This is a genomic window from Brachybacterium rhamnosum, from assembly GCF_039526185.1.
GTDB lineage: Bacteria > Actinomycetota > Actinomycetes > Actinomycetales > Dermabacteraceae > Brachybacterium > Brachybacterium rhamnosum.
In genome coordinates, this window is sequence record NZ_BAAAIS010000002.1 from 574,665 (window position 1) to 600,353 (window position 25,689).

General features: G+C 72.5%; 21 protein-coding genes. 12 read left to right on the plus strand and 9 right to left on the minus strand.

From position 1 onward, the window contains the following. Position 1 precedes the first annotated feature (1 nt). The 3 genes from ABD080_RS04490 to ABD080_RS04500 form a co-directional block, all read right to left on the minus strand. Complete coding sequence (locus tag ABD080_RS04490; protein ID WP_137769351.1) at positions 2-988, minus strand: ABC transporter permease; 987 nt, start codon at positions 986-988, stop codon at positions 2-4. A 64-nt stretch (positions 989-1,052) separates the two neighbouring features. Next, positions 1,053-2,741, minus strand: a complete 1,689-nt coding sequence (locus tag ABD080_RS04495; protein ID WP_343903789.1) for an ABC transporter substrate-binding protein — start codon at positions 2,739-2,741, stop codon at positions 1,053-1,055. Positions 2,742-2,964: 223 nt separating this feature from the next. Continuing rightward, positions 2,965-4,326 carry an aminotransferase class I/II-fold pyridoxal phosphate-dependent enzyme gene (locus tag ABD080_RS04500; protein ID WP_343903790.1) on the minus strand — a complete coding sequence of 454 codons (1,362 nt, stop codon included), beginning with the start codon at positions 4,324-4,326 and terminating at the stop codon, positions 2,965-2,967. A gap of 145 nt (positions 4,327-4,471) precedes the next feature. Here ABD080_RS04500 and pdxS point away from each other — a divergent pair, with 145 nt between their 5' ends. The 9 genes from pdxS to ABD080_RS04545 all read left to right on the plus strand — a co-directional run bounded on the left by pdxS (position 4,472) and on the right by ABD080_RS04545 (position 15,207). Beyond that, entirely contained in the window at positions 4,472-5,362 is an 891-nt protein-coding gene (pdxS, locus tag ABD080_RS04505) for a pyridoxal 5'-phosphate synthase lyase subunit PdxS (protein ID WP_137769353.1), read from the plus strand. A gap of 11 nt (positions 5,363-5,373) precedes the next feature. Continuing rightward, the gene (gene pdxT, locus ABD080_RS04510) at positions 5,374-5,970 is read left to right on the plus strand and encodes a pyridoxal 5'-phosphate synthase glutaminase subunit PdxT (RefSeq protein ID WP_343903791.1); all 597 of its coding nucleotides are present in this window, start codon (positions 5,374-5,376) and stop codon (positions 5,968-5,970) included. Between the two features lie 105 nt (positions 5,971-6,075). Further along, entirely contained in the window at positions 6,076-7,740 is a 1,665-nt protein-coding gene (locus ABD080_RS04515) for a glycoside hydrolase family 32 protein (RefSeq protein ID WP_343903792.1), read from the plus strand. Between the two features lie 128 nt (positions 7,741-7,868). After that, the gene (locus ABD080_RS04520; protein WP_343903793.1) at positions 7,869-9,284 is read left to right on the plus strand and encodes a glycoside hydrolase family protein; all 1,416 of its coding nucleotides are present in this window, start codon (positions 7,869-7,871) and stop codon (positions 9,282-9,284) included. Between the two features lie 29 nt (positions 9,285-9,313). Further along, positions 9,314-10,654, plus strand: coding sequence for an ABC transporter substrate-binding protein (locus ABD080_RS04525; RefSeq protein WP_343903794.1), 1,341 nt, complete (start codon positions 9,314-9,316; stop codon positions 10,652-10,654). Positions 10,655-10,685: 31 nt separating this feature from the next. Further along, entirely contained in the window at positions 10,686-11,564 is an 879-nt protein-coding gene (locus tag ABD080_RS04530) for a carbohydrate ABC transporter permease (protein WP_137769358.1), read from the plus strand. A 1-nt stretch (position 11,565) separates the two neighbouring features. Continuing rightward, positions 11,566-12,495, plus strand: coding sequence for a carbohydrate ABC transporter permease (locus ABD080_RS04535; protein ID WP_137769359.1), 930 nt, complete (start codon positions 11,566-11,568; stop codon positions 12,493-12,495). Positions 12,496-12,500: 5 nt separating this feature from the next. Beyond that, on the plus strand, positions 12,501-13,523 hold the full coding sequence (locus ABD080_RS04540; protein ID WP_343903795.1) for a LacI family DNA-binding transcriptional regulator: 1,023 nt from the start codon (positions 12,501-12,503) through the stop codon (positions 13,521-13,523). Between the two features lie 118 nt (positions 13,524-13,641). Next, a complete protein-coding gene (locus ABD080_RS04545; RefSeq protein ID WP_343903796.1) occupies positions 13,642-15,207 on the plus strand; it encodes a glycoside hydrolase family 32 protein in 1,566 nt (521 codons plus the stop codon). Between the two features lie 79 nt (positions 15,208-15,286). Here the strand turns inward: ABD080_RS04545 and ABD080_RS04550 are convergent, their stop codons facing one another. Beyond that, a complete protein-coding gene (locus tag ABD080_RS04550) occupies positions 15,287-16,831 on the minus strand; it encodes a glycoside hydrolase family 68 protein (protein WP_137769362.1) in 1,545 nt (514 codons plus the stop codon). A 225-nt stretch (positions 16,832-17,056) separates the two neighbouring features. After that, positions 17,057-17,551, minus strand: a complete 495-nt coding sequence (locus tag ABD080_RS04555) for a flavodoxin domain-containing protein (protein ID WP_343903797.1) — start codon at positions 17,549-17,551, stop codon at positions 17,057-17,059. Positions 17,552-17,764: 213 nt separating this feature from the next. On the opposite strand from ABD080_RS04555, the gene ABD080_RS04560 reads away from it, so the two are divergent. Next, positions 17,765-18,310, plus strand: coding sequence for an AMIN-like domain-containing (lipo)protein (locus ABD080_RS04560; protein WP_137769364.1), 546 nt, complete (start codon positions 17,765-17,767; stop codon positions 18,308-18,310). A gap of 75 nt (positions 18,311-18,385) precedes the next feature. On the opposite strand, the gene ABD080_RS04565 is transcribed toward ABD080_RS04560, so the two are convergent. From ABD080_RS04565 to ABD080_RS04575, 3 genes are read right to left on the minus strand one after another with little or no spacing between them, the layout of a single operon-like run. Beyond that, a complete protein-coding gene (locus tag ABD080_RS04565; protein ID WP_343903798.1) occupies positions 18,386-19,906 on the minus strand; it encodes a tripartite tricarboxylate transporter permease in 1,521 nt (506 codons plus the stop codon). Next, positions 19,906-20,586: a tripartite tricarboxylate transporter TctB family protein gene (locus ABD080_RS04570; protein ID WP_343903799.1), complete on the minus strand. Its 681-nt coding sequence runs from the start codon at positions 20,584-20,586 to the stop codon at positions 19,906-19,908. Before ABD080_RS04570 ends, ABD080_RS04565 begins: the two co-directional genes overlap by 1 nt. An 8-nt stretch (positions 20,587-20,594) precedes the next feature. After that, positions 20,595-21,578 (minus strand): Bug family tripartite tricarboxylate transporter substrate binding protein, encoded by a 984-nt coding sequence (locus ABD080_RS04575; protein WP_343903800.1) that lies wholly within the window; start codon positions 21,576-21,578, stop codon positions 20,595-20,597. Positions 21,579-21,762: 184 nt separating this feature from the next. On the opposite strand from ABD080_RS04575, the gene tcuA reads away from it, so the two are divergent. After that, on the plus strand, positions 21,763-23,223 hold the full coding sequence (gene tcuA / locus ABD080_RS04580; RefSeq protein ID WP_343903801.1) for an FAD-dependent tricarballylate dehydrogenase TcuA: 1,461 nt from the start codon (positions 21,763-21,765) through the stop codon (positions 23,221-23,223). A gap of 52 nt (positions 23,224-23,275) precedes the next feature. Continuing rightward, positions 23,276-23,947 (plus strand): GntR family transcriptional regulator, encoded by a 672-nt coding sequence (locus ABD080_RS04585; RefSeq protein WP_343903802.1) that lies wholly within the window; start codon positions 23,276-23,278, stop codon positions 23,945-23,947. Positions 23,948-24,016: 69 nt separating this feature from the next. On the opposite strand, the gene aceB is transcribed toward ABD080_RS04585, so the two are convergent. Then, positions 24,017-25,666, minus strand: coding sequence for a malate synthase A (aceB, locus tag ABD080_RS04590; RefSeq protein ID WP_343903803.1), 1,650 nt, complete (start codon positions 25,664-25,666; stop codon positions 24,017-24,019). Between the last annotated feature and the right edge of the window lie 23 nt (positions 25,667-25,689).

Sequence of the window (25,689 nt, forward strand, 5' to 3'; positions counted from 1 at the left end):
CTCAGGCCGCCTTCCGGGCGCGCGGGTCCAGGACGCCGTAGAGCATGTCCGCCACGAGGTTCGCCACGAGCGTGCCGACGATCGTGAACAGCAGCAGCGCCTGCAGCAGCGGGTAGTCCTTGCCGGAGGCGGCCTGCTGCATGAGCCGGCCCAGCCCCGGGTAGTCGAAGGTCGTCTCGATGAGGATCTGCCCGCCGAGGATCCCGCCGAGCGCCATCGCGAGCCCCGTCACCGAGGGCAGCAGCGCGTTGCGGGCCGCGTAGCGCAGGGCGATCTGCTTGTCCGGCACGCCCTTCGCGCGGGCGAGGCGGATGTAGTCCTCGCCGAGGTTGAGGATCATCGTGTTGCGCATCCCGAGCACCCAGCCCACCGGGCCCAGCAGCATGAGCACCGCCGCCGGCAGCACCGAGTGCTTGACCGCGTCGAGCAGGAACTCGAGGTTCAGCCCCGGCATCGAGGCCTCGTAGCCGCCCGCCGTGGGGAACCAGCCCAGCACGTAGCCGAAGACGAACAGCAGCAGCAGGGCCACCCAGAAGGACTGCAGAGTCCCCACGAAGGTCGAGCCGAGCGTGACGATCGAGTCGAACGGGGAGTTGCGCCACCAGGCGGCGAAGGCACCCAGCACCGTGCCCAGCACGAAGGAGAGCACGAGCGTCACGCCCACGAGCACGAGGGTCCACAGCAGGGCCCGGCCGATCACGTCCGTCACCGTCGCCGGGAAGTACGTGTAGGAGTAGCCGAAGTCGCCGCGGGCGAGCTGGCCGAGGTAGGCGAGGTACTGCTCGAAGAGGTTGCCGTCGGGCTGGCCCAGCATGACCCGCATCGCCTCGATGCGGGCGGGGTCGATCTCGGTGTCGCGACCGGAGATCTGGCGGATCATGAGCTCGGCGGGGTCGCCGGGCTGCAGCCTCGGGATGAGGAAGTTCAGGGTGATCGCGGCCCACAGGGTCAGCAGGAAGTAGCCGATCCGGCGCAGGAAGTACTTCACGGAGCGCTCCGTTCCACTCGGGAGGGCACGACCGGGGCGGTGCGCTCACGCCCCGGCCGTGGCGTCAGGAGGCGCTCGGCGGCACCAGGCGGGTGATGATCATGAGCATCTCGGAGTTCGTCCCGTAGGGGTCCTCCTCCGAGGGCCAGCCCTCCGCCTTGTCGGTGCGGTAGATCATCCGGGCCGGGGCGTAGAACAGGCAGGTCACGGGGTACTGGGTCATCATGATCTCGACCAGCTCGCCGGTGAGCGCCTTCTGCTTCTCCGGGTCCGTCTCGCCGGAGAGCTCGGCGACGATCTCGTCGGTGTGCGCGTCCTCCCAGCGGCCCACGTTCGCCTTGACCGTGTCCTTCGTGGGGACCTGGTCCGAGGCGAGCTTGGAGCCCAGGTTGCGCGCGACCTCGCAGCCGCCGTGGAGGTACTCCAGGCACATGTCGAAGTCGGCGTCCTTCTTCGCCTGGTCCACGGCCTCTGGCGGGGAGGTCTGCACCGAGGCGTTGATGCCCATGGTCTGCAGGTTCCGCACGACGACGTCGGCCGCGGCCTGATAGTCGATCCAGCCTGCCTGCACGAGGAACTTCGGGGCGAAGGGGGAACCGTCGGGCAGGGTGCGGAAGCCGTCGGAGCCCTTCGCGTAGCCGGCCGCGTCGAGCAGCTCCTCGGCCTTCGCGGTGTCGAAGGGGAGGACCGTCTCCTGGTCCTTGTAGGAGTCCGGGAGCAGGTTCTCGGCGTAGGGCAGCTTGAGGCCGGTCTGCGAGGCCGGCTTCATCACCGAGTAGGTGGCCTTCGCGCTGATCTCGTCCTTGTCCAGCCCCTGGGAGATCGCCTCGCGCAGCTTCGCGTCGTCGAAGGGCGCCTTGGTGAGGTTGTAGGTGAGCACGGTCGAGCCGGCCGGGGCGTACCAGAAGTGGTTGAGCTTCTCGTCCTTCGAGGCGAAGGCCTGCTCGGGGTTCGGGATCTCGCCCCAGAAGGCGTCGAGGTCGCCGGCGGTGAGCTTGAGGGCGGCGTTCGTGGCGTCGTAGTTGCCCTCGAGGATCAGCTCCTGGACCTTGACCTTGTCCGCCTGCCAGTAGTCCTCGCGGCGGGTGAGCTGGAGGCGGCGGCCGTTGTAGGAGCCCAGGTCGAAGGGGCCGGAGCCCACGGGCTTCTCGTCGACGTGCTGCGTGGGGTCCCCGGCGTCCTCCCAGACGTGCTGCGGGAGCACCTTCGCGGTGATGAGCGAGTCGAACTTCGCGGCGGCGAGGCCGGAGAAGGAGATGACGACGTCCTGGCCGTCCACCTCGACGGACTCGGCGGGGGCGCCGAAGACGTCGTTCCACAGGCCGATGTCGTCCGCCGCGGGGTACTGCTTGCGGAGGTTGAGGGTGAAGGCGACGTCGTCCGGGGTGAGCGGCTTCCCGTCGGACCAGGTCACACCGTCGCGGATGGTGAAGACGAGGGTGGTGTCGTCCTTCCAGGCGAACTCGGTCGCGATCCAGGGGACGACCTCGCAGTTCATGGAGCTGCGGATCATGATCGGCTCGTAGAAGTAGTTCTTCGAGGTCACGTTCGGGGAGAACGGGTTGAAGTTGGTGATGCCGGCGACGTTCTCGGCGACCTCGGCGGGGAAGGTCAGCTGCGGGATCGTGGTGCCGTCCCCGGAGGTCGCGGCGCCGCCGCCCTGGTTGGTCTGGATCTGGCCCGAGCACGCGGCGGTGCCGGCGACGAGCGCGGCGGCCAGCGGTCCGGTGGCGAGGAGGGTCCTTCTCTTCATCGAGTGCTCCTAAATGCGGCGGTCGCGCCCGACGGTGGGCGCCGACCTGGGGGTCCCGGCGGTGGAGAGGCTGGTGGGACCGGGGGTGGGGATCTCGGAGGCGCCGGCTCTGGCGCTCCGATGGCAATGATGTTAGCGCTTACACTCACAATGTCAACGCTTACATCACGGGGTGGGCGGGTCCGACGGGCGCGCGATCCGCTCGCGGGACGGCCCGGCGGGGTCAGTCCGCGACGGCGGCCGCGAGATCCGCGGCGAGGCGCTCGAGCTCGGCGTCGTCGAGGTCGTGCACGGTGAGCCGCAGGTGGCGTGAGGGCTCCTCGCCCACTTCGAGGCGGAACTCCTCCCCCGTGCGCACGAGCCAGCCGCTGCGGGCGAGGGCCGCGGCGACCTCGGGGGCGGGGCGCGGCACGGGGACCCAGAGGCTCATGCCGTCCCCCGCCGCGGCCTCGATCCCGTGCGCGGCGAGGGCGCGGGCGGCCGCCGCCCCGCGCTCGGCGTAGTGCGCGCCGGCACGCTCGATGAGCGCGAGCGCCGCCTCGTCCCGCAGCACGCCGTGGGCGAGGCGCTGCAGGAGGTGGCTCACCCAGGTGGTGCCGGGACTGAGGCGCAGGGCGAGGCGCTCGGCGGTGGCGGGGTCCGTCGCGGTGACGGCGAGGCACAGGTCCGGGCCCAGGAACTTCGAGACGGAGCGCACGAGGGCCCAGCGGTGGTGCCCGGGGCCGACGATCGAGCGGAACGGCGAGCGGGAGAGGAAGGAGTAGTAGTCGTCCTCGATGACCAGCACGTACGGATGCTCGGCGAGGATCGCGCGCAGCTCGCGGGCACGGCGGGCGCTCAGCGAGGCGCCGGTGGGGTTCTGGGCGCGGGGCGTGGTGACGACGGCGCGGGCGCCGGCCTCGAGGGCGGCGCGCAGGCCGTCCGGGGTCATGCCCTCGGCGTCGACGGCCACGGGGATCGCGCGGTAGCCGCCGTGGCGCACGGTCTGGATGCTCGCGAGGAAGCACGGGTCCTCGAGGGCCACGGCGTCGCCGCGCACGAGGGCCTGGGCGAGCAGCCGCTCGATCGCGTCGACGGCGCCGCTGGTGAGGGTGAGCGCGGCGTCGGCCCCGGTGGGGACGTGGGGGGCGACCCAGTCGCGAGCCCAGGCCTCGAAGCCGGGGTCGATGACGGGCTCGCCGTAGAGCACGGGCCGGCCGACGGCACCGGCGAGCGCGGGCGCGAGATCCGGGATGAGGGCGGGGGCGGGATTGCCGGTGCCGAGGTCGCGGAGGGTGCCCTCGGGCACCTCGCCTGCGAGGCGGCGGAGCGTGCCGGCGGGGGCGAATCCCTCCTGGGCGACGGCGGGGCGGCCGGCGACGCGGGTGCCGGCGCGGCCCTGGGCGATGACGGCGCCGTCGCGGGCGAGGCGCTTGTAGGCGGCGACGGCGGTGTTGCGGTTGACGCCGAGCTGCTCGGCGAGGGCGCGCACCGGGGGCAGGGCGGCGCCGGGCGGGAGGTCGCCGCGCTCGATGAGGCCGCGCACGCTCGCGGCGATCTCCGCGGCCGTGGCCCCGGTGATCGTCGCGCTCGATGTGCTCCCCACCTGCCCGAGTGTAGGGCCGGGCGTCTCACGGGGTGGCGGGCCCTCGCGCGCTCCCCGCGCCCCGATGCTACTTTCGGCCTAGGCCAATGATTGGCCTAGGCCATAGATGCGGGGCGGAGACTCCGCCCGACCCGAGGAGAGCCCCATGAGCGCACCCACCACCGGCACCGGCACCGTCAAGCGGGGCCTCGCCGAGATGCTGAAGGGCGGCGTCATCATGGACGTCGTCACCCCCGAGCAGGCCCGCATCGCAGAGGACGCCGGCGCCGTCGCCGTCATGGCCCTCGAGCGCGTCCCCGCGGACATCCGCGCCCAGGGCGGCGTCTCCCGCATGAGCGACCCGGACATGATCGACGGCATCATCGAGGCCGTCTCCATCCCCGTCATGGCGAAGGCGCGGATCGGCCACCAGGTCGAGGCGCAGGTGCTGCAGGAGCTCGGCGTGGACTACGTCGACGAGTCCGAGGTCCTCTCCCCCGCCGACTACGTGCACCACATCGACAAGCACCGCTTCACCGTGCCCTTCGTGTGCGGCGCGACGAACCTCGGCGAGGCCCTGCGCCGCATCACCGAGGGCGCCGCGATGATCCGCTCCAAGGGCGAGGCCGGCACCGGCGACGTCTCCGAGGCGACCAAGCACATCCGCACCATCACCGGCCAGATCCGGGAGCTCGCCGCGAAGAGCGAGGACGAGCTCTACCTCGCCGCGAAGGACCTCCAGGCACCGTTCGCCCTGGTCAAGGAGGTCGCGGAGACGGGCGCGCTGCCCGTCGTCCTGTTCACCGCGGGCGGGGTCGCGACCCCGGCGGACGCCGCCTTCATGATGCAGCTGGGGGCCGACGGCGTGTTCGTGGGCTCCGGCATCTTCAAGAGCGGCGATCCCGCGAAGCGCGCGGCAGCGATCGTCAAGGCCACCGCCTTCCACGACGACCCGAAGGTCATCGCGGAGGCCTCGCGCGGCCTCGGCGAGGCGATGGTGGGCATCAACGTCGCGGACCTCCCCGCCCCGCACCGGCTCGCCGAGCGCGGTTGGTGAGCGGAGCGCGGATGACGAGCGCGCCGCGGATCGGCATCCTCGCCCTGCAGGGGGACGTGCGCGAGCACGCGCGCACCCTGCGGGGTCTGGGCGCCGAGGCGGTGCCCGTGCGCCGCGCGGAGGAGCTCGAGACGGTCCAGGGGCTCGTGCTGCCCGGCGGCGAGTCGAGCGTGATCGACAAGCTCACGCGAACCTTCGGCCTGCGCGAGCCGCTCGTCGCCGCGATCCGCGGCGGCCTGCCCGTGTACGGCACTTGCGCGGGGATGATCCTGCTCGCGGACCGCGTCGAGGACGCGATCGCCGGGCAGCAGACCCTCGGCGGGCTCGACGTGACCGTGCGGCGCAACGCCTTCGGCCGGCAGAACGAGTCCTTCGAGACCACGCTGCCGGTGCCCGCGCTCGGCCCCGTGCCGGTCGCCGCGACGTTCATCCGGGCGCCCGAGGTCACGGGCGTCGGCCCCGCGGCGGAGGTCCTCGCGCGCCTCGAGGACGGCCGCATCGTCGCCGTCCGGCAGGGGGCGCTGCTCGCGACCGCCTTCCACCCGGAGGTCGCGGGCGAGGACCGCTTCCACCGGCTCCTGCTCGACCTCGCGCGCGAGCGGGGCTGAGGGGGCGGGTCTCACACGAGGTGGAGCGGCGCGGGGCGCGGTCGGTACCGTCGAGGTGACGGACGAGGGTGACCGTGTCCCTGCACCGTCCACCCCAGGAGCCCCATGACCCCCGCCCCGCACCCCTCCGCCGCCCCGTCGGCCCCGATCGGCCGACGCACGCTGCTGCGCCGCACCGGCCTCGGCGCGGGCGCTGCCGGCGCGGTGCTGCTCGCGGCCTCCTGCACCCGCGAGGACGGGGGCGGGAGCGGGGGCTCCCCGACGACCGCCGCGCCCACCCCCGACGCCGCCTCGTTCCGCGCGCGCCTGCACCTCACGCCTGCCGCGGGGTGGGTCGGCGACCCGCAGCGACCGCTCGTCCTGGACGGCGTGCACCACGTGTACGGGCTGCTGCACGCGGAGGAGCCGGCCCCCGGGGCGACGGTCTGGGGCCACTGGACGAGCACCGACCTCGTGACCTTCGAGCCGCAGGCCCCGGCGCTGACCGGGGATGACGTGGCGGACGTCTGGTCCGGCTCCGCGGTGGTCGACGAGCGCGGCACGGCGGGTCTCGGCGAGGGGACGGTGGTCGCGCTCGCGACGCGCCCCACCGACGGCAAGGCCGAGCTGCAGGAGCAGTACCTCGCCTCCTCCCCCGACGGCGCGACCTTCACCCTCGAGCCCGAACCGGTGCTGCGCAACGAGGAGGGCCCCGCGGCGCGCAGCGAGGAGGAGATCGCCCAGGCCTCGTGGTTCCGCGACCCCAAGCTGCAGCGGGACGAGGAGCGCGACCAGTGGGTGTGCGCGATCGGCCGCGACCACCGCGTCGCCCTCTGGACCTCGCCGGACCTTCGCTCCTGGGAGCGGCGGGAGGACTTCGCCTACCGCGACGCCGCGCCGGACCTCCCGGACCTGGGCGGTGTGGAGTGCCCGGACCTGTTCACGCTCACGGCGAGCGACGGCAGCGCGCACTGGGTGCTCGGCGCGAGCCTGGACGGGAGCGGCGCGGGTGAGCCGACGGCCTACGCGTACTGGGTGGGCACCTGGGACGGGGAGCGCTTCACGCCGGAGGATCCCGCCCCGCGCTGGCTGGACCGGGGATGGGACTGGTACGCGGGCGTGACCTGGCCGTCCCCGGAGGATCCCGAGCACGTGCGGCTCGGGATCGGCTGGATGAACAACTGGGCCTATGCGCGGGAGGGCTCCGCGACCGCGGACTCCGACGGCTACGACGGGCAGTACTCGGTGGTGCGGGAGGTGCGCCTGCAGCGGGACGAGGACGGCTCGCTCACCCTCGTGAGCACCCCGGTCCCGGCGCTCGCGGCGGCCGCCTCGGCCACCCGCACGCTCGGGGACCAGGAGGTGGACGGCGAGGCGGATCTGGGCGACCTGGGCCCCGCCTTCACCCTCGAGATGGACCTGGCCTGGGAGGACGCGAGCGCCGTGGGCCTCGTGGTGCTCGGCTCCGAGGACGCCGCGCGCGGCACCCGGATCACGATCGGCGGGGGCGCGCTCACGGTGGACCGCAGCGGGAGCGCCGCGACCGACGGGACCCTGGGCGAGGGCGATCCCTTCGCCGGGCTCACCGCGGCGAGCGCCCCGGTGGACGAGGCGGCGCGATCGGCGCACCTGCACGTCGTCGTGGACACGCAGAGCGTCGAGGTGTTCCTCGACGACGGCCGCACGGTGATCTCGCTGGGCGCGCATCCCGCGGAGGGCGAACAGCAGGTGCGGCTGCTCGCCGAGGGCGGGACCGCGCAGGTCACGGGGATGGTGCTGCGCTCGCACTGAGCGGCCCGGGCCGCGGACGGTCGCCGCTCGGCGCCCGGCTCCGCGAAATCGATGTGATCAAACGCTTGACCACATGACGACCGGAGATCTACAGTCCGTGATCAAACGATTGATCACGAGGATGTGACATGCACCGAGCACCGTTCTTCACCCCCGCGCCGGACTGGGTGGGCGACACGATCCCCTTCGTCCACGAGGACACGCTGTACGTCTACTACCTGCACCATCGCCGCGAGGCGATCGGCGAGGGCACCTCCTGGCACCTGCTCACCACGACCGATCTGGTGACCTGGACGGACCACGGCGAGGTGCTCCCCCACGGCGGCCCCGAGGACGAGGACCTCAACTGCTACACCGGCAGCGTCGTCACCGACGACGACGGCCTCCACCACCTCTTCTCCACCGCTCAGAACCCCGCGCGCACCGCACCGGACGGCCGGCCCCTCCAGCTCGTCGCCCACGCCACGAGCACCGACCTCCTGCACTGGGACAAGCAGCCCGCGCACACCTTCGGCGCCGCCGAGGGCTGGGACCCCGCGGACTTCCGCGACCCCTTCGTGCACCGCACTGCCCCCGGCGAGCCCTGGCAGATGCTGCTCGCCGCCCGCCGCAGCACGGGCCCCGAGCGCCGCCGCGGCATCGTCGGCCGCCTCACGAGCACCGACCTGCAGCGCTGGGAGCCGGCCGCCCCGCTCTGGGACCCGCGCCGCTTCCTCACCCAGGAGTGCCCCGAGGTGTTCCGCATCGGCGAGTGGTGGTACCTGGTGTACTCCGAGTTCACCGACGCCTTCGTCACCCGCTACCGCATGTCCCGCTCCCCCGAGGGCCCCTGGCACGCCCCCCGCCACGACTCCCTCGACGCCCGCTCCTTCTACGCCGCGAAGTCCGCGACCTGGAAGGGCCGGCGGATCTTCGCCGGCTGGATCGCGACCCGCGAGGGCCGCCGCGACGACGGCCCCTGGCAGTGGGCCGGGACCCTCTCCCTGCTCGAGGCCGTGCAGCAGTCCGACGGCACCCTCGACCTGCGCCTCCCGCCCGAGGTGCTCGCCGCCGACGCCGCCCCCGTCGAGACCGGGCTCGCCCCCACCACGATCGCGGCGCCCACCCACTACGAGTCCGCCGTCGGCTCCCACGAGCTCCCCGCCCGCGCCACGATCCGCGCCCGCCTGCGGCTCGACCCCGAGGGCCGCGCGGGCGGGCTGCTGCTGCGCACCGACGCCGAGGGCGAGCGCGGCTACGTGCTGCGGCTCGAGCCGCGCGCCGGGCGCATGGTCCTGGACCGCTGGCCCCGCAGCGTCACCGGCACCGAGCAGTGGCAGATCTCCGGCGACGTCCCCCACCTCATCGAGCTCGAGCGCCCCGCGGACCTCTCCTCCCCCGAGCACCGCCTGGACCTCGTGCTCGAGGAGGACCTTCTCGTCGCCGTCCTCGACGAGAAGGTCGCCCTCTCCACCCGGATCTACGACCACCCCGCCGGCCGCCTCGGCGTCTTCGCCGAGGACGCCACCCTCAGCCTCACCGATCTGCACGTCACCACCGCCTGACCCGCTCGGACCTGTCGAAGGAGACACTCATGAAGCGCAAGCAGTTCCTGGCCCTCGCCGCCGGTGCGGCCTCCCTCCCCCTCGTCGCCGCGTGCGACGGCTCCTCCGGGGGCGCCGCCTCCACGGCCGCCGCCGTCGACGGCGAGATCGAGCCCCGCGCCATCTCGTGGCTACTCTCGCGGCCCGCGAACGGCCCGGTCATCGAGATCATGACGGCCCTCGCGGAGGACTACGCCGCCGAGCACGACGGCTTCTCCCTGAAGCTCATCACCACCCCGGACCGCCCCAGCTACATCCAGAAGTACGAGACCCTCGCCGCCGCGAACGAGCTGCCCGAGCTCTTCGACACCGACGCCACGCCCTTCGCCGCGAAGCTCAACAGCGCCGGGCGCATGATCGACGTCGAGGACCTGCTCACCCAGCTCGGGGTGCTCGAGGACTTCCGGCCCGCGGCGCTCGACTACCAGCGCTTCGACGACGGCTCCCTGCGGATGATCCCGCTCGAGTTCGGCGTCGAGCTGTTCTGGTACAACAAGGGCCTCTTCGAGGAGGCCGGCGTCGAGGTGCCCACCACGCTCGACGAGCTCACCTCCGCGTGCGAGGCGCTCGCGGCGACGGGCGCCACCCCGATCGCCGTGGGCGGGCAGGACGCCTGGCCGCTCGAGCGGTACGTCGCCTATCAGCCCTTCCGCATCTCCGGCCCGGACTACGTCACGAAGCTGAAGTCCGCCGACGCCGCCTTCGCGGACGAGCCCGGCGCGGCCTCCGCCGCCTGGCTCGCGAAGCTCGGGGAGGTGGGCGCCTTCCAGCAGGGCTTCTCCTCCGTGGGCTACGCGGACGCCCAGGCGCTGTTCACCTCCGGGAAGGCCGCGATCTACAACATGGGCACCTGGGAGCTGCCGAACCTCGCGACCGCCGCGTTGCCCGAGGCGATGCGGGAGCAGATCGGCTTCTTCACCCTCCCCGTGACCGACGGCTCCGTCACCGGGGCCGACGAGTTCGTCGCCCCCTCCGGCATCGGCGTCGCCGTCAACGCGCAGACCTACGACCCGCTCGTGCGGGACTTCCTCGCCTTCGTCCTCGAGCGCTACCCCGCGGAGTACGCGAAGAGCGGCCTGCTGGGCCCCACCGGCATCGACCCGGTGGTCCCCGAGGACGCGCTGCCGATCTACCAGGAGGCGACCGATGTCGCCGCCGAGCTCGGCGAGGCGACCCTCATGCCCTGGGACACGCAGCTGGACCCGGCGACGAACTCGCGCCTCCAGCAAGAGCTCGTGCTGCTGGTCCAGGGGGACGTCACCCCGGAGCAGTTCCTCTCCACGATGGACGAGGCCCTGACCACCAACGCCCCGAAGTATTTCGAGGACTGAGCGGCTCCCGCTCGTCATGGAAGGAGGAGGCATGCTCCCCCATCGCTCACGGCTCTCCGTGCTCGTGTTCCTCGCCCCGCCCCTGCTGCTCTTCGGCGGCGGCGTGCTGCTGCCGATCGTGCAGTCGCTCGTGCTGAGCTTCTTCGAGTGGGACGGCATCACGGGCCTCGACTTCGTGGGGCTCGAGAACTACCGCGCGCTGCTGCTGCACGACGACGTGTTCCGCACGGCCTTCGGCAACCAGCTCGTCTACCTCGTCATCTGCCTGCTGCTGCAGGTGGGCGGCGGCCTGCTCGTCGCGACGCTGCTCATGACGATCACCCGCGGCCGCGAGGTGCTCAAGGTGCTCTACCTGATGCCGGCCGTGATCTCGACCCCCGCGATCGCCCTGCTCTTCCAGCGCATCTACTCCTTCGAGCCCGAGGGGCTCGTGAACACGCTGCTGGGGGCCGTGGGCCTCGACGCGCTCGCGCGGCCCTGGCTCTCCGACGTCTCCACGGTGCTCACCGCGGTCTCCGTCCCCGAGGGCTGGAGGTTCCTGGGCCTGTACACGGTGATCCTCTACGCGGCGCTGCTCTCCGTGCCCCGCGAGCTCGAGGAGGCCGCGTCGCTGGACGGCGCGAACGCCTGGCAGGTGTTCGCCCGGATCCGCTTCCCGCACATCATGCCGGTGTTCGTCACGACGCTGATCATGGCGACGACCTACGCGCTGCGCGGCTTCGACATCCCGTTCCTGCTCACGAACGGCGGGCCCGGCCAGGCCTCCGAGCTCGTGACCACCTACATGTACAAGACGGCGTTCACCTCCGGGCACTACGGCTCCGCGAGCGCGATCTCCGTGATCATCGTCCTCGAGTGCCTGGTCGCGGTGGGTCTGATCCTGCTGGTCCTGCGCAGGAAGGCGGACTGACATGACCTCCGCACCGCTCGCTCCCCCCGTCCCCGCCCGTGAGGCGGCGGCCCCCGCCCTCGGGCGCCGTCCCCCGGCCCGCCGCCGTCGGGAGCGCCCCACCGGCCTGCGGATCTCCCGCATCGTCTCCCGGGTGCTCATCGCGGCCGTGCTCGTGATGCAGGTGTACCCGTTCCTGTGGCTGCTGCAGACGAGCCTCCGGGACCGGGAGGACTTCGCCGCCGCGAACCCCTTCTCGATCCCCACGCAGCTCACGCTCGACAACTTCTCCCGGGCGTTCGAGCAGGGGCATCTGCTGCGCAGCATCCTCAACAGCCTGATCATCACGGGCGGTGCGTGCCTGCTGCTCGTGGTGTGCGGCATGGCGGGCGCCTACGCGATCGCCGTGCTGGGCTTCCGCTTCTCTGGCCTCGTGCGGGGACTGTTCCTGCTGGGCATCGTGGTGCCGGTGCAGGTGGCGCTCGTGCCCCTGTTCATCGACTACTCGCGGATCGGTATGCTGGACACGCACCTGTCGGTGATGATCCCGCTCGCGGGCTTCGCCCTGCCGATGGCGCTGTACCTGTTCCTCTCCTTCTACAGCTACATCCCGCGCGAGCTGTACGAGGCGGCGACGCTCGACGGCGCCGGCCCGTACCGGATCTTCGCGCGGATCACGCTGCCGATGTCCTGGAACACCGTGGTGACGGTCGTGATGGTCAACGCGATCTTCATCTGGAACGACTTCGTCTTCGCGAACACCTTCATCCTCAGCGAGGAGCTCAAGACGATCCCGCTGGGCCTGCAGGACTACGTGGGGGCGATGGGCAACACGGACTGGACGGCGACCTTCGCGGCCGTGTCGATCACGGTGACGCCGCTGCTGCTGGTCTTCCTCGTGCTCAACCGCGCCATGATCTATGGTCTCGAGAGCGGAGCGAGCAAGGGATGACGGGAATGACGAGCACGGGGCGAGCGGACCGCACGGTCACGATGCGCGAGGTCGCCGAGCGCGCCGGCGTCTCGGTGACCACGGTCTCCCACGTCGTCAACGACAAGGCCGGCGCCCGGATCGGCGCCGAGGCCCGGGCCCGCGTGCAGCAGGCGGTCGTGGACCTCGGCTACCGGCCCAACGTCCTCGCGAAGAACCTCGTGCAGGGCACGAGCGCCTTCATCGGCCTGGTCGCGGATTCGATCGCGACCACGCCCTTCGCGGGGCAGATCATCCGCGGCGCCCAGGAGGAGGCCTGGCGGCACGGTCACGTGCTGCTGGTCGCCAACACCGAGGCCGACGAGGCCGCCGAGCGGGACGCGCTCGCGATGATGCTCGAGTACAAGGTGCGCGGCATCCTCTACTCGACCTGGACGCACCGGGCCACGCAGCTGCCGCCGGCGCTCGCGGAGACGGACCACGTGCTCGTGAACTGCTACGCCCCGGGCACCGCGACCCGGGCCGTGGTGCCGGACGAGGTCGCGGGCGGCCGCTCGGCGACGGCGCTGCTGCTCGCGCAGGGGCACCGTCGGATCGCCTTCGTCAACACGACCTCGCCCTCCCCGGCCCGGGAGGGCCGTCTGCAGGGCTACCGGGAGGCGCATGCGGAGGCGGGCGTCGAGGTGGACGAGGCGCTGGTCCTCGACGCCTCCCCCGAGCAGGAGGGCGGCTACGGCGCCGCGGAGCGGATCCTCGCGCTCGGCGCCACGGGCGTGTTCTGCCACAACGACCGGGTCGCGATGGGCCTGTACGACGCCCTGCGCGAGCGGGGCCTGCGGGTGCCGCGGGACATGGCGGTCGTCGGCTTCGACAACCAGGAGGTCATCGCCGGGCACCTGCGCCCGCCGCTGTCCACCGTGGCCCTGCCGCACTACGAGCTGGGCGCCGCCGGGGTGCGGGTCCTGCTGGGCGAGCAGCGCGTGGAGCCGGGCGCGTCGCTGCGCGTGGCCTGCCCCGTGATCCCGCGGGACTCGATCTCCGCGCGCTGAGCGCGCGCACCACCCTCCTCCGCCGCCACCCCGGGACGCCACGTCGGCCCCCGGCCGTTCGCTGCACCCCTCCGATCCCCGCTGTGCCGATCCCACCGACGATGATGGAGAACGCCCGATGATCCGACCCACCCGACGCGACCTCCTCCGCAGCACGGGCTGCGGGGCCCTCGCGCTCACCGGAGCCCTCTTGACCACTCCGCTCACCGCCCGCGCCGAGGGACCCGAGTCCCTGCGGGCCCGCTTCCACCTCACCCCGCCGCAGGGCTGGCTGTGCGACCCGCAGCGTCCCGTCGTCACCGGCGGCGCAACCCAGCTGTACTACCTGCACTCCGCGGAGAACTCCGGGGACGGCGGCTGGGACCGCGCCTCGACCACGGACCTCGTCACCTTCACGCACCACGGCGAGGCGATCCCGCTGCGCCCGGACTTCCCCGCCTGGAGCGGCTCCCTCGTCATCGACGACGAGGACGACGCCGGGTTCGGGGCGGGAGCCGTGCTCGCCTTCGCGACCCAGCCCACCGACGGCGTGCGCCGGTACCAGGAGCAGTACCTGTACTGGTCCCTCGACGGCGGGGCGACGTTCACGCAGGTCGAGCAGCCCGTCATCGTCAACGAGGACGGCCGCGAGGCGAGCACCCCGGAGGAGGTCGAGAACGCGGAGTGGTTCCGCGACCCGAAGATCCACCGGGACACCGCGCGCGGCGAGTGGGTGTGCGTGATCGGCCGCCACCGCTACGCGGCCTTCTACACGTCCACGGACCTGCGCACCTGGACCCTGCGCCGCAACTTCGACTACCGCCTCGACGCCGCGGAGCCGGACCTCGGCGGCATCGAGTGCCCGGACCTGTTCGAGATGACGGCGAGCGACGGCAGCTCCCACTGGGTGCTCGGCGCCTCGATGGACGCCTACGGCGCGGGACTGCCGATGACCTACGCCTACTGGACCGGCAGCTGGGACGGGGAGCAGTTCCTGCCCGACTCCCGCACCCCGCAGTGGCTCGATCACGGCTGGGACTGGTACGCGGCGGTCACCTGGCCCTCGGAGGAGGACCCGGCGGGCGTGCGGTACGCGATCGGCTGGATGAACAACTGGCAGTACGCGAACCGCGAGGTCCCCACCGATGCGAGCGACGGCTACAACGGTCAGTTCTCGGTGGTGCGGGAGCTGCGCCTGCGGCGGGAGGCCGACGGCCGCTGCGCGCTCGTCTCCGCCCCCGTCCCCGCCCTCGCCGCCGCGGCGACCGCGGAGCGCACCCTGCCCGACGTGACGGTCGAGGATGCCGCGGTGCTCGACGTCGATGCCCGCGCGTACGAGCTCGAGCTCGACCTGACCTGGGGCGCGGCGACGAACGTGGGCCTCTCCGTGGGGCGTTCGGCGGACGGCGCCCGGCACACGAACATCGGGGTCACGGGCGGCCGGGTGTACGTGGACCGGGGCCCGTCGGACCTCGAGGGCTTCTCCTTCGGGGAGTTCCGCCAGGCGGAGGCCCCGATCGATCCGGCGGCCCGCACGGTGCACCTGCGGGTGCTCGTGGACACGCAGAGCGTCGAGGTGTTCGTGGACGACGGGTACACGGTGCTGTCCCAGCAGGTGCACCTGCTGCCCGGGGACACGGGCGCCTCGCTCTACGCCGACGGCGGGCCGTTGCAGGTCACCGGGGTCTCGCTGCGCGAGCACTGACCCCGCCCGCGCAGCGACGCGGCGCCGCCCCCGTTCCCGGGGACGGCGCCGCGCGCGTCAGCTCAGCAGGGGCCGCCGATCACTTGTAGTGGCCGACGCCGCCCTTGCGCTTGTTGGTGGGGATGTAGGCGTACGGGCCGAGGCCGTTGTCGCCGAAGGAGTAGTCCACCGCGGAGGTCGCGGTCGCGCCGTCGACGTCCACCTTCACGGTGGGCGAGAGGGTGCCGCCGCGGCGGCCGTCGACGTTGTCGATGAAGGACTGCACGAGCCCACCGGGCTGGATGTAGTGCGAGTACGCCTGGAACTGGCGCGGGTTCTGGCCCGCGGTGGGCGACTCGGGGGCGTCGGCCGGGAGGTTGAGGTCCACGGGGCTGCCGAGCACCACGCCGGAGGAGTTCAGCGGCTGGAAGTCGGAGCGGATGCCGTCGCCGACGAAGCCGTAGACGCCGTCGGGGCCGCGCAGGCCGGCCGCGTAGGTGAACTGGTGGGAGATCGTGAAGAGGAAGTACTTGCCGTCCTCGATGATCATCTGGGGGCGCTCGGTCTGATCGTTCACGCCGTAGGCGGTGAGGATCGGGGGGAGCATCGTCCAGGAGGTGAGGTCGCTCGAGTCAGCCCAGGCCAGGCCGATGTTGCCGCGCTGGTACTGGACGCCCTTGGCGTTGACCTCGTCGACGGTCTCCGCGAAGGGATCGCCGTCCACGTAGCCGAGGTCCTCGGCGGTCGCGTTCGTCTCCTCGGTGCCGGGGACGCCGGCGCCGCAGCCCTCGAAGAGCATGAAGGTGATCCCGGGGGTCGCCGGGTCCTCGAAGGTGAAGGGGTCGCGGAAGGAGAAGTACTGGTTCTGCTCCTGCGTCTGGTACCAGGTGCCGTCGGGCTCGGCGATCTCGACGTGCTCACCGAAGCCGGAGAAGCTCACGCCCTTCTTGGTGGCCTTGATCTTGCCGAGCACGGTCGCGAGCACGGCGGGCTTGCCGTCGGTGCCGGGGCGCTTCTCGCCGAAGGTGGTGGCGGTGTAGAAGACGCGGATCTTGTTGCCCTGGAGCAGGCGGGCGGAGCCGGACCACTCGGTGTTGGACAGGGAGGTCTCGTCCTCGAAGAGGTAGCCGCCGTAGGTCCAGGCCTCGTCGGGGTCGGCGCTCGAGGGGCGGGTGAAGTAGCCGATGCGGGCGCTCCAGTGGCGCTCGTCGAAGGGGATGTCGCGCGGGGCGACGAGGGAGAAGATGACGTCCCAGCCCTTGTAGCTCATCTGGTTGGAGTGCTCGTCGGTGAGCGACCAGGTGTCCCAGACCCAGACCTCGTCAGTCATGATCGGGAAGTCCTTGGGGATCTCCGGCATGGTGATCGACTCGGGCATGGAGTTCTCGCCGCGCTCGACGGAGGTGTCGTTCTGGGTGCGCATGATCTGACGGGCGTCGGCGCGGGTCCAGCGGCCGTGGAAGTCGCTGTCGATCGGGTCGTACGCCTTCTGGGTGTGCGGCGTGGGCTGAGGTCCCTCAGCGGCCGGAGCGGCCGGGGCGGCCGCGGCGCGGGGAGCGCCGAGCACCGAGGTGGTGCCGGCGGCGGCGAGGGCGCCCAGGGCGAGGGCGCCGAATCCGCGGCGGGTGGGGTTCAGGGGGGTCATGTGGGGGGACACGTCTTCTCCTGGGGTGGGGGATGGCGGTGACGTGGTCCGGGGCTGACGGCGGGACTGCGGCCGTCGACCTCCAGCGCTCGTCGGGATCGACCTTGACACGTGGCGAAGCAGCGTCGTCAAACCCCTGTGAGGTGACCCACGAGTCCCTGAAACCGTTCAGCCGTGGATCGTGAACGTGACCGACGATCGCGCCGTGAACGATAACGTCGCAGGTCAGAGCGTTGCAGTGGGAAGCGCTCCGCGAGCCCAGCGCCCGGCCGCCGCGAGATCGCGGAAATCACCCGTCGGCGTCCCCATCGCGCGCAGCAGCGCGCGCTCCGTCGCCGGGATCCGGTCCATCAGCACCCACCCGGGGAGGTTCGCGGTCGCGACGGGGCGCAGCGGGGTCCACTCGAGGAAGCGGTCCATCGCCCGCTGCCGCCCCTGCTTCGCGGGATCCGCGGCGGAGCCCGAGCACGTGAACACCGCGAGCGGCCGGGCGGCGAGGGCCTCGCCGTGGTGGCGGGTCCAGCGCGCGAAGGACTTCTCGACGGACTCCCCGCGCACCGCGGAGCCCGCGATCACCGCCTCGTGCTGGGCGGGGTCCGGATCATCGGCGACGTCCGCGAGGACGACCTCCCGCCCCTCCTCCTCGAGGGCCGCGGCCATCGCCTCGGCGAGGGTGCGGGTGGCGCCGGAGTGGGTCGCATAGGCCAGGAGCACGCTCATGCGTCCATCCTCGAGCGGCCCTCCCCCGGCATGCCAGGGACCGAAGGCCCGACCGCACTCCCCCTCCTCCACCGGGCCCGAGGTGCCCGGACGGTCACGTCACGATCCGGTGGTCATCGCCCCCTGCCCTCTCGCGCTCCGTGCGACGGAAACGGATAATCCAGGCACGGTCCTGGTCGCAGGGGCCCGGACCCGGGCACGAAGGAGTGCACCATGACACGGTTCCTCGCCGCCCTCGCCGGCGTGCTGCTGCTCGTCGGCCTCGGCGCCGTCGCCCCCACGGCCGCCACTGCCGCGCCCTCCTGCGGCATCGGCTGGGGCTCCGTCACGAAGGTGAGGGCGGGCACGTCCGCCACCCACCTCACCGACCTGCGCACCGGTGAGCACACGTGCTACGACCGGCTCGTCATCGATCTCGACCACAAGGCGACCGGATACACCGTGCGCTACGTGAGCGCGGTCCACCGCCCCGGCTCCGGTCAGGTGGTGCCGCTCGCCGGCGCCGCGGACCTCGAGATCATCGTGCGCGCCCCCGCGTACGACGACGCCGGGCGTCCCACCTTCCCCGTCTCCCGCTGGTCCCGCGCCGCGGACGTCACCGGCTACGCCACCTTCGAACAGGTGACCGTCGCCGGGAGCTTCGAGGGCGAGACCACGATCGGCCTGGGCGTGCGCGCCCGGCTGCCCATGCGGGTGCTCGTGCTCGACGGCCCCGGGATCGGCTCCCGGATCGTCGTGGACGTCGCCCATCGCTGGTGAGCACACCACCCACCGACGCCCGTGCGCCGTGCCCCCGCGGAGGAGGGCACGGCGCACGGGGCCGTCCGGGGGCGATCAGGCGGCCTGCTGCCGACGGTCCTCCCGGGCATGGCGCAGGTGCTGGACCACGGAGACCACGACGATGCCGACCAGCACGATGTACACGCCGATCGTGATCGGGCTCGAGACGAGGATCGAGGGATCCCCCTCGGAGACCGCGAGCGCGCGCCGCAGCTCCGTCTCCGCGAGCGGGCCCAGGATCACGCCGATCATGAGCGGCGCGAGCGGCATGCCGAAGCGGCGCATGAGGAAGCCGAGCACACCGAGCCCCACCAGCAGGTAGAGGTCCACGTAGGAGGAGGAGGTCGCGTACACGCCGAGCATGGCGAGCACCGTGATCCCCGCGTAGAGGTAGTGCTGGGGGATGAACAGCAGCCGCGCCCACACCGGGGCGAGCAGCATGTTCAGCAGCAGCAGCACCACGAGGCCGATGAACAGCGAGGCCAGCAGGGTCCACACGAGCTCACCGGAGCGCTGGAAGAGCAGCGGCCCGGGCTGCATGCCGTACTGCTGGAACGCGGCGAGCAGGATCGCGGCCGTCGCGGAGGTGGGCAGGCCCAGGGCGAGCAGGGTGCCGAGCGCCGTGCCGGCGGTCGCGTTCGCGGCGGCCTCCGGGGCGGCGAGGCCCTTGATCGACCCGCTCTTCCCGAACTCCGGGTCCTGGCGGCGGTCCGCGAGGCGCTTCTCCGTGCCGTAGGCGAGGAAGGTGGGGACCTCGGCGCCGCCCGCGGGGATCATGCCGAAGGGGGCGCCGAAGGCGCTGCCGCGCAGCCAGGCGGGCAGGGCCTTGCGGAAGTCCTGCTTCCCGATCCGGGCGATTCCGCCGGTGGGCAGCGTGATCGAGGAGGGGTCGCGGTGGATCCGGGAGGCCGCGTGGAGCACCTCGCCGAGGGCCAGCAGGCCCACGGTGACGACGACGATGTCGATGCCGTCGAAGAGGTTCGGGATGCCGAAGGAGTAGCGCTCGGTGCCGCTCGGGCCGTCGATGCCCACGAGGGCGAGGGCGACGCCGAGCAGCAGCGCGCCGATGCCGCGCAGCACGGACTCGGAGACCACGGAGGAGATCGCGAGGAACGCGAAGACGGCGAGGGCGAAGTACTCCGCGGGGCCGAACTCCGTCGCCATGGTGACGAGCACGGGCGAGAAGAACACGACGATCGTGGTGGAGATGAGCCCGCCGATGAACGCGCCGATCGCGGCGGTCGCGAGGGCGACGGCGGCGCGGCCGTTGCGGGCCATGCGGTGGCCCTCGAAGGTGGAGGCGATCGCGGAGGACTGCCCGGGCGTGTTCAGCAGGATGCCGGCGGTGGAGTCGCCGAACAGGCCGCCGAAGTACACGCCCGCGAACATGATGAACGCGGCGGTGGGGTCCAGGGCGAAGGTGATCGGCAGCAGCAGGGCGACGGCCATCGACGAGCCGAGCCCCGGCAGCACGCCGACGGCGGTGCCGAGCACCGCGCCGATGAGCACGAACAGCAGGTTGTACGGGGTGAGGGCGGAGGCGAAGCCGTCCAGCAGCAGGGGGATCTGTTCCATCAGAGGGCACCTCCGAGCAGGACGGGGAGCGAGAGGCCCAGCAGGCCGCCGAACACGAGCTGGATGAAGGAGGAGAGCAGGAGGGCCACGCCGAGGTCGATCCAGGTGCGGCGGGAGCCGAGCGCCCGGGCGACGCACCAGAACAGGGCGGCGGCGGAGAGCACCCAGCCGGCCCAGGGCAGGATCAGCACGAAGCCGACGAGGCTCGCGAGCACGTACCCGGTGGTCCGCAGGTCGCTCGCGACGGGCTTCTTCGCGGTCTCCTCCGCAGCAGGCTCGGCGGCACTGTCCGACGTCGCGGCGGTGGTGGTCGAGCCTGCGGGGCTCGCGTCCTCGGCGAGGTCGGCGACGCCGACGGCCCGGAACTCCGCGGTCCCGGTGTCGGAGAGGTCCTGGAGGAGGTCGCGGGAGATATCGCGGCCCTCGTCGGGCAGGACCCGCTCCTCCTCGGGGTGGCGGATCACCTCGATTGCGAGGATCACGGCGACCACGAGCAGGGCGACGCCCACGATGACGGGCACGAACTGGGGCCCGGGGGCGGAGTCGCCGAGGACGTCCATGGTCTGCGCGCCGATCAGCAGCACGAGGCCCACGATCAGCAGGATCGCGGCCATGACCAGCTCCTTGCGGCGCCAGAGGGCGCCGCGACCGGAGGTGCGGGTGGGGGTGGATGTGCTCACGGTGCTCCTCACAGCCCGAGGTCCGAGACGATGCCCCGGGCCTGCTCGGTCTCGTCGGCGATGTACTGGGCGAAGTCGTCGCCGGTGAGGAAGGAGTCCGTCCAGTCGTTGCGCTGGAGGGTGTCCTTCCACTCGGCGCTCTCGCGCATCTCGGTGATGATCGCGGTGAACTCCGCGCGGGCCTCCTCGGTGATCCCGGGGGCGGCGACGAGGCCGCGCCAGTTGGACATGGCGATGTCCACGCCGAGCTCGGTGAAGGTGGGCACGTCGATGCCGTCCAGGCGCTCCGGGGAGGAGATCGCGAGGGCGCGCAGGGTGCCCGCCTCGATCTGGTCGGAGAGCTCGTTGTACCCGGAGCTGCCGGCCGTCGTGGTGTGCGAGAGCAGGGAGTTCAGGGCCTCGCCGCCGCCGGAGTAGGCGATGTAGTTGAGGTCCTTCGGGTCGATCCCGGCGAGCTGGGCGAGGCGCCCGCTCATGAGGTGGTCGATCGAGCCGAGGGAGCCGCCGCCGATCGAGGTGCCGCGGGGGTTCTCCTTCCAGGCCGCGAGGAAGCCGTCGAGGTCCTGGATCTCGGAGTCCGCGGGGACCACGAGCGCGGCGAAGTCGTCGGCGAGGCGGGCGATGGGGACGACGTCGGCGAGGGTCGTGTCGCCCTCGTCGAGGGCGATCGCGCCGACCATGACGCCGCCGGTGACGAGCAGGGTGTCCTCGGAGCCGGTCTGGCCCACGAACTGGCTGAGGCCGATCGTGCCGCCCGCGCCGGGGATGTTCACCACCTGCACGTTGTTGACGATCGAGGCGCCGCGCAGCACCTGCTGGGCCTCGCGGGCGAAGCCGTCCCAGCCGCCGCCGGGGGCGGCGGGTGCGATCAGGGTCAGGGTGCTGCGGGCCTCGGCGCGCCCGCTGGATCCGGCGGCGCTGGCGAGGGCCGCTCCCGTGGTCACGGCGACCACCGCCCCGAAGGCGCCATGGAGGAGGGTCCTCCGCTGCATGCTCCACTCTCCTCGAACATCGTCGTCCCGCCGGTCTGGCGGAGTGGTCCGGTGAGTGTATGCACGGCGAGGAAGCGGCGCGCAACACGCTTGCCGTCTGTTCTCTCTGGACACATGTGTATCCATCTGAGAACATCAGGATGCGCGACGAGGACCTGTCGCGACCGGACCGAAGGGATGCCCCATGCAGCACGACGCCGACGTCATCGTGGTGGGAGGCGGCAACGCCGGCTTCAGCGCGGCCCACGCCGCCGCGGAGCGCGGCCGCTCGGTGATCGTCCTCGAGCGCGGCGAGGGCCCCACGGCCGGCGGCAACAGCTTCTTCACCGCGGGCGCCACCCGCATCGCCCACGAGGGCCTCGCCCAGCTCCAGGAGTTCGTCGAGCCGGACGACCGCCACGCCGTCTCCACCGTCCCGACCTACTCCGAGCAGGAGTACCTCGCGGATCTCGAGCGCGTCACCGAGGGCCGCAACGACCCGGAGCTCAGCGCCGTGCTCGTCGCCGAGGCCCAGCCCACCCTGCGCTGGCTCGCGGGCCTGGGCCTGCGCTACCGACTCATGTACGAGCGCCAGGCCTACGCCCGGCCGGACGGCACGTACCTCTTCTGGGGCGGACTGCACGTGGGCAACGTCGGCGGCGGCGAGGGCCTCGTCGCCGATCACACCGCCGTCGCCGCGCGCCTCGGGGAGGACGTCCGCTACGGGCACCGCGCGCTCGAGCTCGTCGTCGAGGACGGCGCCGTCGTGGGCGTGGTCGCCGAGCACGCGGGCGAGCGGGTGACCCTCCGCGCCGAGTCCGTGGTCCTCGCCGCGGGCGGCTTCGAGGCGAGCGCGGAGCTGCGGGCGGAGCACCTCGGCGAGCGCTGGGCCGCCGCGAAGGTGCGCGGCACGGCCTTCAACGTCGGGGACATGATCACCGCGGGGCTCGCCGTCGGCGCCGCGAAGGGCGGGGACTGGTCCACCTGCCACAGCGTCCAGTGGGACGCCTTCCACCCCCGCAACGAGGGCAACCTCGAGCTCACCAACCGCCTCACCCGGCAGTCCTACCCGCTGGGGATCCTCGTGAACACCGACGGCCGGCGCTTCCTCGACGAGGGGGCGGACTTCCGCAACTACACCTACGCCAAGTACGGCAAGGTCATCCTCGAGCAGCCCGGCTCCCTCGCCTTCCAGGTGTTCGACGCCGCGACCCGGCCGCTGCTGCGCGCCGAGGAGTACGAGATGCCCGGCGTCTCCGAGCTGTGCGCGGGGACCCTCGAGGAGCTCGCCGCGCTCATGGAGGTCCCCGCGGAGCAGCTGCGCCGCACCGTCGAGGACTTCAACGCCTCGATCGTGGAGGCGCCGCTGGATCCCACGGTCAAGGACGGCCGACGGTCCGAGACCACGCCGCCGAAGTCGAACTGGGCGAGCGCGATCGCCCAGGCGCCCTTCTACGCCTACCCCGTGACCTGCGGGATCACCTTCACCTTCGGCGGACTCAAGGGGGACACGGAGGGCCGGGTGCTCGATGCGCAGGGTGCGCCGATCACGGGCCTGCTCGTGTGCGGGGAGATGCTCGGCGGGCTGTTCTCCACGAACTACCCCGGCGGCTCGGGTCTCGCCGCGGGCGCCGTCCTCGGCCGCCGCGCAGGAACGATCGCGTAGCGCCCACTAGGCTCACCGCTCAGCACACCCCGCACCCGCCAGGAGGACCGGCATGAGTGGTCGTCACGACCGCGAGAGCATCTTCGCGCTCCTGCACGCGGAGATCCTCGACGGAACCCTCGCCCCCGGCACGCCCCTGCGCGAGGTGGCGCTCGCGGAGCGCTTCGAGGTCTCCCGCACCCCCGTGCGGGACGCCCTGTCCCGCCTCGAGCAGGCGGGCCTGCTCACCCGCGCCCAGCGGGGCCTCGAGGTGCAGAGCGTGGACCCGCAGACGATCATGCAGGTCTACGACGCGCGCATCCTGCTCGAGGAGCAGGTCGCAGGGGACGCGGCCCTGCAGCGCACGGTGAGCGACGTGCTGCGCATCGAGGCCCTGCTCGAGCGGGACCGCGCGCTCACCGCCCGGGACGACGCCGCGCTCATCCGCGCGAACCTCGAGTTCCACCACGCCGTGTGGACGGCGAGCCACAACCCGGTGCTGCAGGACCTGCTCGCCCAGCTCTCCCGCCACCTCGTCCACGCCCCCCATTCGACGCTCACCGTCGAGGGCCGCTGGGAGCAGGCGCTCGAGGAGCACGCCCGGCTCGTCGCCGCGATCTCCGCGCGGGACGTGGGCGCCGCCCGCGCGACCGCCCGTGCGCACTTCGAGACCGCCCGCGCGATCCGCCTGGACCTGTTGCGCGCCTCCGCGCGCGAGGAGACCACGGCCTCCGCCGCCGGCTGACCTCGTGCGCACCGCGCGCACGTCGGCGCCGGCAGGTCCGAGGACCCGCCGGCGCCGAGGTGCTCCGGCTCAGCTGAGGAAGCGGTCGTAGGCGGCGTTGGTGAGGAAGGCCGGGAAGTCCTCGCCGAGGACGGCGTCCCGCAGCAGCTCGGCGGCGTCGGCCGCGCGGCTGCCCTCCTCGCGGCCCATCTCCTCCGCGTAGCGCTCGATGAGGAACTCGACCTTCTCGCGCACCACGGGCATCCCGTCGGCCGTGGTCATGCCCTGGTTGATCCACAGCCACAGCTGCGAGCGGGAGATCTCGGCGGTCGCGGCGTCCTCCATGAGGTGGTCGATCGCCGCGGCGCCCTGGCCGCGGAGCCAGCTGTCGAGGTAGCGCAGCGCGACCCGCACGTTCTGGCGGACCCCGGTCTCGGTGATCGCGGCGCCCTCCACGGACATGTCCAGCAGGTCCTCCGCGGTGACGTGCACGTCCTCGCGCAGGCGGTGGCGCTGGTCGGGGTCGGTGCCGAGCACGGCGTCGAACTCCGCCTGCGCGGCGGGCACGAGGTCCGGGTGCGCCACCCAGGTGCCGTCGAAGCCGTCGGTCGCCTCACGGCGCTTGTCCTCGGAGACCATCTCGAGCGCCTGCCGGGTGACCTCCGGGTCGCGGCGGTCCGGGATGAAGGCGCTCATGCCGCCGATCGCGTGGGCCCCGCGCTGGTGGCAGGTGCTCACCAGCAGCTCCGTGTACGCCCGCATGAACGGCACGGACATGGTGAGCTCGCCGCGGTCCGGCAGCACGCGGCGCCGGCCGCGGTCGCGGAACATCTTGATGACGCTGAAGAGGTAGTCCCAGCGGCCCGCGTTCAGGCCCGCGCAGTGGTCGCGCAGCTCGTAGAGGATCTCCTCCATCTCGAAGGCCGCGGGGAGGGTCTCGATGAGCACCGTCGCGCGGATCGTGCCGTGCTCGAGGCCCAGCTCCCGCTCGGTCTCCGTGAACACCTCGTCCCAGAGCCGCGCCTCCTGGTGGGACTCGAGCTTGGGGAGGTAGAAGTACGGGCCGCGGCCACGCTCGATCAGCTCGCGGGCGTTGTGGAAGGCGTAGAGGCCGAAGTCCACGAGGCCGGCGACGGCCCGCCCGGTGCGGCCGCGGGGGCAGGTGTAGCGCAGGTGCGCCTCGCTCAGGTGCCAGCCGCGGGGGCGCAGCACGATCGTCGGGGTCTCCTCGCCGAGGCGGTACTCCTTGCCCTGCGGGGAGGTGAAGTCGATCTGCCGACGGATCGCGTCGAACAGGTTCACCTGCCCGCCGACGATGTTCTCCCAGGTGGGGCTGAGGGCGTCCTCGTGGTCGGCGAGCCAGACGCGGGCGCCGGAGTTCATGGCGTTGATCGCCATCTTCCGGTCGGTGGGGCCGGTGATCTCCACGCGGCGGTCCTCGAGGCCGGGGCCGGGGCCCGCGACCCTCCAGCCCGGGTCCTCGCGGATCGCGGCGGTCTCGGGGAGGAAGTCGAACATGGAGCCCGCGCCGATCGCGTCGCGGCGCAGCTCGCGGGTGCGCAGCAGCTGGTAGCGGCGGTTCTCGTAGAGGTCGTGGAGGTGGGCGACGAAGCCGAGCGCCTCGGGGGTGAGGATCTCGTCGAACCGGTCGTGCATCGGGCCCAGCACGGTGAGCGTGCCGCGGGGCTCGTCGCCCCGCTCGGTGGTGGTGGTCGTGGTGCGGTCCTGGGTGATGGTCATTGTTCTGCTCCTGCTCGGGAGGT